14 protein-coding genes are annotated in these 14,295 nt (G+C 47.3%); 11 read left to right on the forward strand and 3 right to left on the reverse strand.

Annotated elements, in window-relative coordinates; all coding sequences use genetic code 11:
- Window positions 1–95 precede the first annotated feature (95 nt).
- From ACR1R9_RS05800 to ACR1R9_RS05810, 3 genes are all read left to right on the forward strand, one after another.
- Window positions 96–695 (forward strand): hypothetical protein, encoded by a 600-nt coding sequence (locus ACR1R9_RS05800; RefSeq protein WP_433921527.1) that lies wholly within the window; start codon window positions 96–98, stop codon window positions 693–695.
- Between the two features lie 170 nt (window positions 696–865).
- Window positions 866–2,275, forward strand: coding sequence for an NADP-dependent phosphogluconate dehydrogenase (gene gndA, locus ACR1R9_RS05805; protein ID WP_064636561.1), 1,410 nt, complete (start codon window positions 866–868; stop codon window positions 2,273–2,275).
- Between the two features lie 378 nt (window positions 2,276–2,653).
- Entirely contained in the window at window positions 2,654–3,163 is a 510-nt protein-coding gene (locus ACR1R9_RS05810) for a shikimate kinase (protein WP_256222175.1), read from the forward strand.
- A 286-nt stretch (window positions 3,164–3,449) separates the two neighbouring features.
- On the opposite strand, the gene ACR1R9_RS05815 is transcribed toward ACR1R9_RS05810, so the two are convergent.
- Window positions 3,450–3,755, reverse strand: coding sequence for a rhodanese-like domain-containing protein (locus ACR1R9_RS05815; RefSeq protein ID WP_433921526.1), 306 nt, complete (start codon window positions 3,753–3,755; stop codon window positions 3,450–3,452).
- Window positions 3,756–3,919: 164 nt separating this feature from the next.
- On the opposite strand from ACR1R9_RS05815, the gene aroA reads away from it, so the two are divergent.
- The 4 genes from aroA (at window position 3,920) to ptsP (ending at window position 9,476) form a co-directional block, all read left to right on the forward strand.
- Window positions 3,920–5,215: a 3-phosphoshikimate 1-carboxyvinyltransferase gene (aroA, locus tag ACR1R9_RS05820; RefSeq protein WP_099858265.1), complete on the forward strand. Its 1,296-nt coding sequence runs from the start codon at window positions 3,920–3,922 to the stop codon at window positions 5,213–5,215.
- Window positions 5,216–5,251: 36 nt separating this feature from the next.
- Window positions 5,252–5,686: a CoA-binding protein gene (locus ACR1R9_RS05825; protein WP_053784277.1), complete on the forward strand. Its 435-nt coding sequence runs from the start codon at window positions 5,252–5,254 to the stop codon at window positions 5,684–5,686.
- Window positions 5,687–5,838: 152 nt separating this feature from the next.
- Window positions 5,839–7,719, forward strand: coding sequence for a glucose PTS transporter subunit IIA (locus ACR1R9_RS05830; RefSeq protein WP_063565571.1), 1,881 nt, complete (start codon window positions 5,839–5,841; stop codon window positions 7,717–7,719).
- Entirely contained in the window at window positions 7,716–9,476 is a 1,761-nt protein-coding gene (ptsP, locus tag ACR1R9_RS05835; protein WP_433921525.1) for a phosphoenolpyruvate--protein phosphotransferase, read from the forward strand. The genes ACR1R9_RS05830 and ptsP overlap by 4 nt, the downstream gene beginning before the upstream one ends.
- A 114-nt stretch (window positions 9,477–9,590) precedes the next feature.
- On the opposite strand, the gene ACR1R9_RS05840 is transcribed toward ptsP, so the two are convergent.
- On the reverse strand, window positions 9,591–10,118 hold the full coding sequence (locus ACR1R9_RS05840; RefSeq protein ID WP_076288207.1) for a type 1 glutamine amidotransferase domain-containing protein: 528 nt from the start codon (window positions 10,116–10,118) through the stop codon (window positions 9,591–9,593).
- A gap of 277 nt (window positions 10,119–10,395) precedes the next feature.
- On the opposite strand from ACR1R9_RS05840, the gene ACR1R9_RS05845 reads away from it, so the two are divergent.
- From ACR1R9_RS05845 to ACR1R9_RS05860, 4 genes are all read left to right on the forward strand, one after another.
- Complete coding sequence (locus ACR1R9_RS05845; protein ID WP_143813570.1) at window positions 10,396–10,803, forward strand: hypothetical protein; 408 nt, start codon at window positions 10,396–10,398, stop codon at window positions 10,801–10,803.
- A gap of 122 nt (window positions 10,804–10,925) precedes the next feature.
- Window positions 10,926–11,273 (forward strand): bacillithiol system redox-active protein YtxJ, encoded by a 348-nt coding sequence (ytxJ, locus tag ACR1R9_RS05850; protein ID WP_076288209.1) that lies wholly within the window; start codon window positions 10,926–10,928, stop codon window positions 11,271–11,273.
- A gap of 92 nt (window positions 11,274–11,365) precedes the next feature.
- Entirely contained in the window at window positions 11,366–12,379 is a 1,014-nt protein-coding gene (gene ccpA, locus ACR1R9_RS05855; protein WP_024631149.1) for a catabolite control protein A, read from the forward strand.
- 214 nt (window positions 12,380–12,593) lie between these two features.
- Window positions 12,594–13,289, forward strand: a complete 696-nt coding sequence (locus tag ACR1R9_RS05860) for a 5'-methylthioadenosine/adenosylhomocysteine nucleosidase (protein WP_099858263.1) — start codon at window positions 12,594–12,596, stop codon at window positions 13,287–13,289.
- Window positions 13,290–13,438: 149 nt separating this feature from the next.
- On the opposite strand, the gene ACR1R9_RS05865 is transcribed toward ACR1R9_RS05860, so the two are convergent.
- Entirely contained in the window at window positions 13,439–14,071 is a 633-nt protein-coding gene (locus ACR1R9_RS05865) for a GNAT family N-acetyltransferase (protein ID WP_076288211.1), read from the reverse strand.
- Window positions 14,072–14,295: the final 224 nt, after the last annotated feature.

Below are 14,295 nucleotides of genomic sequence, written 5' to 3' on the forward strand. Positions count from 1 at the left end.
TACATAAAATGAAGTATAAAATAGGGTAAGCCGATTGAGTAGAAGCGATTGAAGAAGATGGCCGGAGCATCTCCGGTACAGATGGAGGGAGTGCCGTGAATAAGAGTTATGAAGTTGAATATTGCAATCTGGAGCTGCGGTTCAACCGTCGGCATATCCAAAATTTGATCAAAGACCTTATTGGTGAGGGGTATTCACTATATTGGAGCGAGGACGAATCCTTTTTTATTCTGTCAGTCCGCACCGGACGCAAGCTGGTAAAGCTCCGTTTTCAACAGACGCGCAGTGGGAATTACAAAATGACGGGAGATTATATTATTAAGGATGCAAAACTTGCGGAATGGTTAGAGAAGCTGATTGGGGATACACGTGGGCATGCCGTTGTGAAACGCTTTAAGGATCAGCAGATGACCGTGGAAAATATTTTGTTCGGTGAAGTCATTCGTCTCGTTGAAGTATCCGGGTTCAAACAGCGTGTTATTTTTCAAAAGGAACCTGCGCCGACGGCGGAAGAGATGGAAGAAATGTTCCTCTCGCGCGAAGGTGAGGAGCGACTCATGCTGCTGCGCATGGAAGTAGATGATGAACTGGAGCGTCTGCATGCCGCCATTCAGACGGATAATATCGAAAAAGCAGATGCCTGTCGTAAAGTCTTAAAGCAGCTGTCAGGGTACATGTTGATGCTGGAAGGCTGAAATATAACGCTGTATTTATGAAAATACGATGAACACCTCAGGTAATTGGGGTGTTTTCTCGCTGTGCGACCATGGTCCGGGGTTCACTTCTATGCGTAAAACCGTTAAAATGGGGGTATTGTTGAGAATTCATTCAATAAAATTAATTGGAGCAAAGGATGGAGGACCAGATGGCGAAACAACAGATCGGTGTCATTGGACTTGCAGTAATGGGCAAAAATTTGGCCCTTAACATTGAAAGCAGAGGTTTCACGGTATCGGTATTTAACCGTTCCCCGGAGAAAACCAACGATCTTCTGAAAGAAGCCGAAGGTAAAAACCTGACAGGCACATTCTCTATTGAAGAGTTTGTGGCATCCCTGGAATCCCCGCGCAAAATCCTGATCATGGTACAAGCTGGTTATGCAACCGACGCTACCATTGAACAACTGCTTCCTCATTTGGATGAGGGCGACATCATCATTGATGGCGGTAACGCATACTTCCCTGACACACAACGTCGCAGCAAAGAGCTGGAAGACAAAGGCATTCGCTTCATCGGTACAGGTGTATCCGGTGGGGAAGAAGGCGCTCTGAAAGGCCCTGCAATTATGCCAGGTGGACAAGAGAGTGCGTACAAGCTGGTTGAACCGATCCTGACAGCCATTTCGGCCAAAGTCGGTGACGATCCTTGTTGTACATATATCGGACCAGATGGTGCCGGACACTATGTAAAAATGGTGCATAACGGTATCGAATACGGAGATATGCAGCTGATTGGTGAAGCTTACCACCTGCTCAAATCCGTGTTGAATGTGTCCGTTGAAGAGCTTCACGCCATCTTTACAGAATGGAATCAGGGAGAGCTGGACAGCTACTTGATCGAAATCACAGCAGACATCTTCTCCAAATACGATCCAGAAACGGGCAAACCAATGGTTGATGTCATTCTGGATGCAGCAGGACAAAAAGGAACAGGAAAATGGACAAGCCAAAGCGCGCTGGATCTCGGCGTACCATTGTCCATGATTACGGAATCCGTATTCTCCCGCTTCCTTTCTGCGATGAAAGACGAGCGTGTGGCAGCGAGCAAAATTCTGAACGGACCTGCGGTTGAAGCATTCTCCGGCGACAAAAAAGCGTTCATCGAAAATGTTCGCAAAGCACTGTTTGCTAGTAAAATCGTATCCTACGCACAAGGTTTTGCCCAAATGCGTGCAGCTTCCGATGAGTACGGTTGGGATCTGAAATACGGCAACATCGCTATGATCTTCCGTGGTGGCTGCATCATCCGTTCGCAGTTCCTGCAAAACATTAAAGAAGCGTATGACAAAGATGCAGCACTGAAAAACCTGCTTCTGGATCCATACTTCCAAAACATTGTAGAATCCTACCAAGGTGCGTGGCGTGAAGTGGTAGCTGCTGCGGTAACTCAAGGCGTTCCGGTTCCTGGGTTCTCCAGTGCCTTGTCCTACTACGATAGCTACCGTACAGAGCGTTTGCCTGCGAACCTGCTGCAAGCACAACGTGACTACTTCGGTGCTCATACGTTCAAACGTCTAGACAAAGAAGGCAGCTTCCACCACAACTGGATGGAATAGTAGTGTATAACGCAAGTCCGTGAAATTAGGCTAAATTGTCCTGAATCAAGGACTTTGGCTGGAACAGAAGCTTGGAAAGGGGACTTGGAGAGTCGGTACATATACCGATGAGCTCCAGGTCTCTTTTTTTTACGTATACTTAAGCTGGTCCTACATCGAGATTCGTTAGAATTTTAAAATCGCCTATATTTCCAAAATAGGCTGATTTGAGTTCTTTAAAATCGTTTGAAGTACATGGACGTGCTTCGATATGATCTGGAAGTGTTTGCGGATGTTTGGAGGGAAGCCAGTCATACTATGGCCTTCCCCCGTCCGCAGGGCTGTGTTATGATAGGACAAAAGTGCTCACGAATTGCTTGAATTAAAGGAGTGTACACCTTGAGCAAGTCTAACAATATTATTCTCATCGGCATGATGGGAACTGGCAAATCAACCGTCGCTGACATGCTCGCGCGCGAGTTAGGTTACCGACTGATTGATGTGGACGCCGCGGTGGAAAAAGAGGAAGGCTGTACGATTCCAGAGTTGTTCACAGGCAAGGGAGAAACGTATTTCCGCGATGCCGAGAGTCGCATGTTGTGCTCGGTGTTAGAGAAAAAGGCGCAGGTGATTGCGACCGGAGGCGGTGTGGTACTACGTTCGGACAACTGTGATGTCATGTCGAAAAACGGCTGGGTGGTTGCCCTGACAGCTGATCCTGCAGTGATAGTAGAACGCGTCAGCGGCTGTGATAACCGTCCGCTCTTGGCAGGCAATGCGGAGGAACGCATTCAGACCATTATGCAGGAACGGAAGGACGCATATCGGTTTGCGCATTACACGGTGGATACAACCGAGTTATCCGCTTCTGAAGTGACTCGTTTAATTTTAGCGCATTACCGCGTCTAAGCTTGTAATTATTTCATTTTCTCGTCAGTGAGAGTAGGGATAGAACGTACAAATGAGTGTAGGGTCGATGCCTGGAGAGGGATACATTCCGTATGTGGAAGAAGATATGTTGAAGGATTTAAAGTGGTGAATGGGGATGTATGATCGTGAGAGATCGATGTGAAAAACGGGCCGATTGGCCCGTTTGACTGATGGTAAGAATCAGGGTGCATGATGCATGGTGGTTATGGAGAACTGCTGATTGCAGCTAGCTATCCTGACCATATAACCTCGATCCTGATGTTACTTAGTTTTCCTCTTGCCATTGCAGCATGCCGCCAACCATATTGGTGCAGCCATCATATCCGAGCTGCTGTAAGTACTCACAGGCACGTTCGCTACGGTATCCACTGCGGCAGATCAAAACAATTTCACCGGACTTTTGAATTTCGGACAGTCTGTCCGGAATCTGTCCAAGCGGGATGTGTTTCGCTCCCTCGATCATGCCTTTTGCGACTTCATCGTCCTCACGGACGTCTATCATCTGCAGCTTCTCTCCCGCCAGTAAACGGCGGCGTAGCTCAGAAGTTTCAATTTCTGCAATTTGTGTCATATTCAGGTCCTCTTTTCTGTATGGACTTAACGCCTATAATGATACCCAAGCGATGTATGGAATGTCAATTTGGCAGTACAGCATTACCGCATGGATCCTGAGCCAAATACGTAACAGGATCATCTAACGAAGCACATTATAATCAATGAAGGAGAATTTCATCCATGGACGTTATCGTTAAACCGACCCCATCCCTGAACGGGGAAATTGGAGCTTTGTCTTCCAAAAACTACACCACACGCTACTTGCTAGCTGCTGCTCTGGCAGAAGGCACGAGTACGATCCATTACCCGGCTCACAGTGAAGATAGTGACGCTATGCGCAGATGTATTCGCGATCTTGGAGCAGTGCTTGAAGAAGATGACAGCAAAATTGTTATCCAGGGCTTTGGCAGCCATCCACATGATGTGCGTGAATTAAATGTAGGAAATGCAGGTGCAGTGCTGCGTTTCCTAATGGGGGTAACGGCACTTTGTCCTGAGGTGACGTTTGTAAACACGTACCCGGATTCTCTTGGCAAACGCCCACATGATGACCTGATCGATGCGCTTGGTCAGCTCGGTGTTGAGGTACAGCACGAACAAGGACGCTTGCCAATCACGATTAAAGGTGGTCAGGCTAAGGGTGGACATATCCGTGTATCCGGTTCTGTCAGCTCCCAGTATTTGAGCGCGTTGCTGTTTGTAACTCCGCTTCTGGCCGAAGACAGCACAATTGAAGTATTGAATGACTTGAAATCCAAAGTGGTTATTGGTCAGACGCTGGAAGTACTGGAGCAAGCGGGTATCGTCATTCATGCGAGTGATGATTACATGTCCTTCCGCGTACCTGGCGGCCAAGCCTATAAACCGCAAACATATACGGTTCAAGGAGACTATCCGGGTTCAGCAGCTGTCCTCGCGGCTGCGGCGGTCACTCAATCCGATGTTAAAATTTTGCGATTGATGGAACAGAGCAAACAAGGTGAGCGTGCTATTGTTGACGTTCTGCGCATGATGGAAGTGCCGTTGACGCATGAGAACGATGTGGTTCACGTGCAAGGTAACGGTACTTTGAAAGCCGTGGAATTCGATGGAGATGCCGCGACAGACGCGGTTTTGGCCATGGTAGCGGCAGCAGTGTTTGCGGAAGGCACCTCACGGTTCTATAATGTAGAGAACTTACGTTACAAGGAATGTGACCGAATTACGGATTATTTGAACGAACTGCGGAAGGCAGGAGCCAACGTAGAAGAACGTCAGGCCGAGATTATCGTACATGGTCGTCCGGAAGGCGTCGAAGGCGGCGTTGAGATTAACGCTCACTACGATCATCGCGTAATTATGGCACTGACCGTTGTCGGTCTGCGTTCCAAAGAACCGCTTCGTATCCGGGATGCACACCATGTAGCCAAGTCTTATCCGCAATATTTCGATCATTTGCAGGCGCTTGGCGCCTCGGTTCAATGGGTAAAAGAGTAAAATAACACGTTAAGCAGAAAAGGATGGTGCTTGAACATGGAATTTAACAATCCTACTCGTGAAGAAATTGGACAACTTTTGCGCAAGGCAGGCAACATCGCAGTCGTCGGCTTATCGGACAAATCAGATCGCACTTCCTATATGGTAGCGGAAGCCATGCAAAGCAGAGGTTATCGCATCATCCCGGTAAATCCGCAGGTACAAGGTGAGATTCTCGGGGAGACGGTATATGCGACTCTTGCAGATATCCCTGAGCCGGTAGATATCGTGAATGTATTCCGCCGTGATGAATATTGTGCCGATGTGGCTCGTGAAGCTGCGGCGATCAAAGCGAATGTATTGTGGCTTCAGCTTGGTATCCATAGTGATGAAGCCGTACAGATTGCTGCTGAGAACGGCATGACAGCGGTAACGAATCGTTGTATCAAGGTAGAGGATTCCATCGTTCTGCGCGGTGCTGGACGCGGTTAAATCTCAATCACTAAAAATCCCGTTAACCTCGAGTTGACGGGATTTTTCTGTTACATACTTGGAATATAGAATAAATTACCAACAGGTTACTGTTTTGCTTTGACAAAACGTTGCGTAAAGCTTACCATCTAGGATAGAAAGGAGAGGTCGCCATGAATTGGCTCGGATCCTTGCAGCAGCTCGGACGAGCGGTAATGCTGCCTACAATGGTCCTGCCCGCCGCCGCAATTTTGCTGAGTGTTGGCAGTTTGCCCTGGGACGCCTGGGGATTGAAAGTTGTTGGTGAAGTGTCTACCGTGGCCGGACACGGTATTTTTTATTTTTTGCCGTATTTGTTCGCTGTCGGTGTAGCGCTGGGACTCTCCAACCAGGCCGGACAAGCGGGACTCGCTGCTCTGGCTGGTATTGTGATATATGATCAGGTGACTCGCAATTTCGGGGATGGCACCGTTCAACCTGCTTCCTTAATCGGAATTATTCTCGGTGCACTTGCCGGGGTGACGCATAATCGCTTCAAAAGTATTAAACTGCCCGAAATCTTACAATTTTTCGGTGGTTCAAGGTTTGTTTTGCTCATCGTAGGGCTGTGCTCGGCACTGTTCTCTTTCTTTATGTTATGGATCGCACCCATTCTACAACATGCATTGAACGCCATCGCCACCTGGGAATACAGTCTCGGCGGTTTTGGGCTGTTTATATATGGGGTCTTGTACAGGGTGCTGGTGGCATTCGGCCTGCATCATCTGCTTAACAATGTGTTCTGGTTCCAACTGGGGACGTATGAAACAGCAGACGGCAATATTGTGCAAGGGGATTTGCCGCGATTTTTTGCGGGTGATCCGACAGCAGGGTATTTTATGGCCGGGTTATTCCCGATCATGATGTTTGCGATTCCAGCGATTGCCTTTGCGATTATTCAGGAGGCAAGGGAAGACCTGAAGCCGAAAATCAAAAAAACATTTCTCACTTCCGCACTTGTTTGTTTTCTGACAGGGGTATCGGAGCAGATTGAGTTTGCCTTTTTGTTTGCGGCACCTTATCTGTTCATCGTGCATGCAGTCATGTCAGGACTTGCGATGTGGATCAGTTATTGGCTTGATATACGTCATGGATTCTCCTACTCGGCTGGCATTATTGACTACATACTCAATTTCCATCTATCGGAAAATGCTTGGAAGCTCATACCGATTGGCATACTATATGGGTTGGTCTATTATTTCCTGTTTAGGTGGGCGATTCGTACGTTCAAGATTCCAACTCCAGGACGCGAAGAGGGGTCCATGCTGGAAGATTGGGTAGGTAACATTCCTTATCAAGCTCCTCTCATTTTGGAAGCATTGGGCGGGAAAGAAAACATTGTACAGGTAGAGGCCTGTATTACACGACTTCGACTCACCGTGCATAATGATCGGTTAATCGATACAGGTGCAATGAAGAGTATGGGGTCGGCAGGGCTCATTAAGCTGGGTGGCGGTAACGTACAAGTGGTATTCGGCACCTATTCGGAATTAATCCGGGAAGAGATTGCGAAGCTGCTCGAACGGGATCTGCAACAAGTTCTGTTCTGTGCTCCTGTGCAGGGCAAAATGCTGCCAATTGAAGAGGTGCCGGATCAGATATTTGCAGCCAAGCTTGTGGGTGATGGAGTAGCCTTTGTTCCGGAAAAAGGAGAGCTGGTCTCACCCGTATATGGAACGATTATGCACATGTATCCGACGATGCACGCACTGGGCATATCAACCCGGGAGGGACTTGAGGTTCTGTTGCATATCGGTATTGACACATCCCAACTGAAAGGCCACTTTGAAGCCTTTGTTCAGGAAGGGGATACGGTGGAGCCGGGTCAGTTGTTAATCAAGTTTGACCTGGCTGTATTGCGAGCGGAGGCGGCATCGCTGACGACACCGATGGTTATCACGAATCCCGATCGTGTCAAATCATGGAGCTTTGCTCCATTTAAGCAAGTTAAGAAAGGTCAGGCATCCGTTATGTCCGTGGTGCTCTATGACAGGAACGTTGGAGGGGTAGAATGAAGATACAAGGCATCAACGGCGCTGCAGGCATAGCCATCGGCAAAGCATTTGTCCTGCCCAGTTGGGAATGGGATCTGCCGGATCAGAAGATGGATTCGGTGGATCTCGCCCAAGAGTTCGAACGGCTGTACGAGGGCATACGGACATCCAAGGATGAGATTGAATATATCAAGAACGAGTTCAAGGAAGTGGTCGGTCCTGAAGAGTCCAGCATCTTTGATGCGCATCTGGCCATTCTGGAAGATCCGGTATTCATGAACGAAATTCGAGGCATTATTGAACGGCAGTACAAAGCGGCAGAAGTAGCCGTCAAAGAGGCTATTGATCATTTTGTCACCATGTTTGATCTGCTCGAAGACGAGTATATGAAGGAGCGGGCCATTGACATCAAGGACGTGGGGAACCGTCTATTAAAGCATCTGCTGGGTGCACCGGAAATTACGCTTCCATCGGATACCCAGCCTTATATACTCGTGGCCAAAGAGCTGTCTCCCTCTCAATTGGCGCATTTGAATCCAAGCCACGTGCTGGGCATTGTGACACTTATCGGAGGCAAAACATCACATTCGGCAATTATGGCTCGTGCTCTTGGCATTCCTCTCGTTTCCGGTTTGGAAGCGAGTCTTGGCATGCCGGTGGAGACCGGAGATATGCTGGTTGTCGACGGAGATAATGGCCTCGTATTTACGGAGCCGGATCGGAAGACAATTGAACGGTACACGATGATTCGTAGCAAACAATTGAAGAAAAAAGAACAGCTGCAGGTACTTGCAACAGTGGATGCCGTAACCAAAGATGGTTCCGTGCTGCATCTGGCTTCTAACATCAGTTCCGTCAAGGAATTGGATATGGCGCTGAAACATGGGGCAAAGGGTGTGGGGTTGTTCCGGACAGAGTTCCTATACATGGACCGTGCTACGTTCCCGGGTGAGCAGGAACAGTATGAGGTCTATCGTCTTGTTGCTGAGAAAACTGCTGGTCAGTCTGTCGTTATTCGTACGCTCGATATCGGTGGTGACAAGCAGCTGGACTATTTTGAACTGCCAGAAGAAGATAATCCATTTTTGGGATATCGTGCGATTCGGATCAGTCTGGACCGTAAAGATCTGTTCAAAACACAGCTCACAGCCATTCTTCGGGCCAGTGCTGCGGGCAATGTCAAAATTATGTATCCGATGATCTCTTCGGTAGAAGAACTTCAGGAGGCCAATGAAATCCTGCGTGAAGCGATGTCTGATCTGGACGAGCGCAAATTGCCGTACGATTCGCATATTCAGGTGGGCATCATGATTGAGGTTCCGGCAGCGGTGATGATCGCCGATTTGCTTGCCGAAGAAGCTGATTTCTTCAGCATAGGTACCAATGATCTAGTACAATATGTACTGGCTGTCGATCGAATGAATGAGCAGATCGCACATATGTACCATCCGTATCACCCGGCTGTACTTCGCATGCTTCGCGCAACAGTCGATGCGGCACATACGGCAGGCATTGATGTCAGTGTTTGCGGAGAGATGGCAGGAGATGAGCGTTCGATTCCCCTATGGCTGGAGCTGGGGATTAGCAATCTGAGTATGTCTCCACAATCCTTGCTGCGTGTGAAGCACAGGGTATTGAATACGACGGCTGCGGCTGCCAAAGAGGCAGCCCATGATTGCTTCACTCTGCGGACAAGTGCAGACATCGAAGAGCGCCTACAAGTCTTCAATGATTCGATGGGCAGTCCAGATGAACAGAGTGGATCGAATGCATCTTGAATGGGATATTTTCAAATAAATACCTTTAAGTGAAAATATTAACTTTTGTACAATTTTGGAAAAAAGTCTTATTTTAACGATAAAAACCCCACGCCATTGGCGCGGGGTTTTGTTTTATTTTTCAGCAAGTGCATCGCAGAATGCTTTGCCATATGGCGGAAGGTCAGGTGGACGACGAGCTGAAATGATGTGTCCATCCACAACAACGGCTTCATCTTTCCAGATGGCTCCGGCATTTTCCATATCATCCCGGATACCCGGTGTAGATGTGACCGTAACCCCGTCCAGTATTTTGGCGGATATCAGTACCCAGCCTGCGTGACAGATCTGTCCAATCGGCTTACGATCCGCATGCATTTCCTTGACGAGCTCAAGTACTTTGGGGTAGCGACGAAGCTTGTCTGGTGCCCAGCCCCCGGGTACAAGAATACCATCATAGTTTGAACTATCCAATTCATCAAAACTGTATTCCGCTTCGGCGGGAACACCATATTTACCAATGTAGGTTTTGCCTTTTTTCTCTCCTGCGAGATGCACCTCAGCACCTTCTTCACGGACACGATGCACCGGATACCACAGTTCTAGATCTTCGAATTCTTCATCGACCAGGGCGATGACTTTTTTGCCTGTTAATCTCATCATCATCTCTCCTTTTGCGGTAATTAGCACATAGCGTCTTTATTGTAACAGATTCTCATGGTGACTTCATCGTCATGCAATCTCGCCAGAAGGGAAGCGATTACAACTCAATGAATGCCTACATTCGACAACCTTCTTCTGGAGACGGTGGTAATTTGTGCAACCTATGGTTTATAGCAGGATTTGAGCGGAAATAGGTCGAATGGTATCTATATAAGAGTATAGAACGAATGAGGTGATGACTGTGCGTAAGACGTGCAGATGCGGACATGTAATGGAATTGGAATTAAGAACGGTGGTATATGCCAAAAAGGTGGAGATTCGTAACGTACCTGTATTTGCTTGTACAGACTGTGTTTCCTATGAGGTTCTTCAGCCGGTCAAGCCGGATTTGAAAGAGTGCATCAGTACACTCGGCGAACAGCCAGCGAAACAGGATGTATCGTTTGGAGCGCGTAATGAACTTGCGGACCTCTTCCATGAACAATTGTTGGCCTGGCCGGACGCTTCGGATCGTGAGATGGAGCATCGGATGCAACGTGCTGTGGAGGAGAGAATTAACCTTCTGCTGGATATTATGGGCTATGCTCAAAAATCTAATGATCAAGAATGGATCGAGACAACACAGCGCAGATTAGGTCAATTATCCGGCTTTGTATGGCAGGCGCACTTCTCGAATGCTGTCTAATTTTGACGTGCAAAATGCTTGTTTTCATGAAAATTGGCTTTTTCGCCCGCTTTTTGTTAAGATATCGTAGAGTGAAAACGCTCAACATAGCGGTAATCCTGGTAAAGGGGGATGTATATCAAATGGCTGACATGACTAAAATGACAAGTATTGAACAGCTAAACTCCGCAGTGGAGGCTACCGAGGATCAACCCTTGCTTCTGTTTAAGCACAGTACACGCTGCCCGATCAGCGCGAATGCTTATCAGGAGATGAACGATTATTTGCAAAATAGTCCAAGTGAACAAGTGAAATACGGTATCATTTATGTAGTGGAAGATCGCCCTGTGTCCAATGAAGCAGCGGACAAGCTGGGTGTTAAGCACGAATCTCCGCAGGCGATTCTAGTCAAAAAGGGAATTCCTGTATGGCATACTTCCCACTCGAATATTACTTCAACCACAATCACGAATGCACTGCGTGAGTCCTAAAGCCTATTTTAATTGATTAATGCATAAATTTGTCGTAATATAAATCTTAATGAAAATGGTATGAAAATTTACTGGTAATGGAGAGAAGTACTGTGACGGTAACCATTTATGATGTGGCACGTGAGGCCGGTGTCTCTATGGCAACGGTATCACGGGTTGTTAATAATAACCCTAATGTTAAGCCACAGACACGCAAAAAAGTATATGAAGCCATCGATCGGTTGGGATATCGTCCGAATGCGGTAGCCAGAGGCTTGGCGAGCAAGAAGACAACCACGGTCGGGGTCGTTATTCCGGACATTTCGAACTCAACCTTTGCAGAGATTGCCCGCGGAATTGAAGATATTGCGAATATGTATCACTACAACATTATTTTGTGTAACGCGGATAAGAAGAAAGAAAAAGAAATTCGTGTAATTAACACGTTGCTCGAGAAACAAGTGGACGGTCTGCTCTTCATGGGTGGAACTGTGACGGACGAGCATATTCAGGCGTTCCAATCAGCGGCTGTGCCGATTGTTCTCTGTGCAACAAGTGACGAGAAGGGCACGTACCCTTCTGTAGATATCGATCATGAAGCAGCGGCATTTGACGCTGTAAATACGTTGATCCGTCATGGACACAAGGAAATCGCAATGATCAGTGGTACACTGCAAGATCCTGCCAACGGTTATGCTCGTTTCCAAGGGTACAAGAAAGCGCTTGAAGCAGCAGGTATGGAATATCAGGAGGATCTCGTACGCATTGGTAACTATCGTTATGAGTCTGGTGTGGAAGCGATGAAGTATTTCCTCGGTTTGAAGAAAAAACCATCGGCAATCTTTGCTGCAACAGATGAGATGGCAATTGGTGCTATTCACAGCATTCAGGATGAAGGTCTGAAGGTACCGGATGACTTCTCCATCATCAGTGTGGATAACATTCGTATGGCTTCCATGGTCCGCCCTCAGTTGACTACTGTAGCTCAACCGATGTATGACCTGGGCGCTGTAGCAATGCGTTTGCTGACCAAGCTTATGAAGAAAGAAAATGTGGAAAACCCACGGGTTATTTTGCCGCATGAAACGATTCTTCGTCTGTCTGTAAGCCATGCAGACGTAGTTTAAATACAGGCTTGGATGATTCATCGTCATTTCCGATTGAAATGGAAATGGTTTAAGAAAGGGAGAAGGCATTCTCTCTACATAGTGGAATGACGGAAGCTCCGGAAACGGAGCTTTTGTGCTGAATGGGTTTTGGACGTAGACTAAAAACATACTTGGAGGGAAACGAGTCCAGGTTTACATGAAGAATGCAGAATGCTATATAGGAGGTCATAACATGCGTGAAACGATCGGTATCATTGGTGCAATGGATGAGGAAGTAGAACTTCTCTTAGCTGGTATGAAGCAACTAGAGACTGTAAAACAAACCGGTATTACCTATGTCGCAGGTGAATGGCTGGGTAAACAGATTGTGGTCTGCAAATCAGGCGTGGGTAAAGTAAATGCAGCTGTGACGACACAGATTTTAATTGATCGTTTTCAGGTTAACCGTATTATTTTCACGGGTGTTGCGGGTGCAGTTAATCCGGAGTTGAACATTGGAGATATGGTCATCTCGTCCGAATGTGTACAGCATGATATGGATGTGACTCCACTTGGATTTGAGCGCGGGGTTATTCCTTACCAGGAGACGTCCGCCTTTCCGGCGGAAGCATCCCTTATTGCGTTAGCTGAAGAAGCCTGCAAAGCGCAAGGAGCGAACTATCTGATCGGCAAAGTGCTGTCAGGAGATCAATTCATTGCAAACAAGGATACGGTGAAAATGCTGTATACCGAAATGAATGGGGCATGTGCGGAGATGGAGGGAGCTGCCGTAGCGCAAGTAAGCTTCATGAACCGTGTTCCGTTCGTTATACTTCGCGCAATGTCTGACAAAGCAGATGGATCAGCACATGTGAACTTTGCCGAGTTTACTGTGGAGTCTTCCCAGCGCTCTCACCGTATTGTGGAACATATGCTGGAACATATGTAACCCCATAAGGTATACGCATGTTGAGCATGGTATAGGCTTAAAAACAACAAAAACCGCTTCCTCCTTTCAGATCATCCATGATGAACCTGTTCGCGAAGAGGCGGTTTTTCTATGTATACGTATTCGGAATCTTTCATGCGAATTCGTAATTAGTACATAAACCGATGGCGGAATCGAACGCGGTCGAACTGTTCTTCCGATTCCAAGGGTACTTGGCTGCCAATGCGGACCATGAGGCAGTTCGCTGGATGTGAACAAATCTCGGGATCATCGGTGGCGTACCAAGTCATGTCTACGGTTTGCATCAATTTTTCCATCATCTTGCGGTAATCCCATACGGAAAGGGCACTGCCCTTCAAATCCCAATGCCAGTAATATTCCGTTGTGAATATGATATATTTCTCCATCTGTCCATTTTCAAACGCGGTGAGCAGCATTTCGCGCCCGATCCCGAGAGAGCGATAGGAATCCGCAACCTCAATGGCGCCCAGCTCAATTAGATCGGTCATATTGCCTTCCGACCAACGTTCGCATTCATCTGCATAATGGAAAGTCACATAACCGACAATGGTTTCATTCTCCCGTGCAATGATGATTCGACCTTCAGGCAAAGCGGCAATTTCGGCCAATGCCTCCTGTTGTTCCGAAGGGCGCCGGAAGGCATCCAGATCGGAATGAAATTCAAGCTGCGTAATCGTCTCGGCCTGAACTGGTCCCTCAATGATGATTCGGTGGCCGGACTTGAAGATGGAACGCATATGATGCTCCTTAATATGCTCCATAGTTCATGCTCCTCTCTCCCCCTACTTATAGCAAAAAACCAAAAATTTGAAAAGCCATAGACGATGATTGAAAAGATTTGCTATAATTGCGTAGACAAAAAATGTTCACAATTCAACTGCAGTTTGGGTTCATCGGTTTGGCCTGGGCAAGTACATGATGAGAAGTTCTCTCTACTAATGTAAGCGCTAACTGGAAGTTCAGTCAACACAAAGGCAATCAGAAG

Origin of the sequence: Paenibacillus taichungensis (assembly GCF_050994985.1) — a bacterium.
Taxonomy (GTDB): domain Bacteria; phylum Bacillota; class Bacilli; order Paenibacillales; family Paenibacillaceae; genus Paenibacillus; species Paenibacillus taichungensis.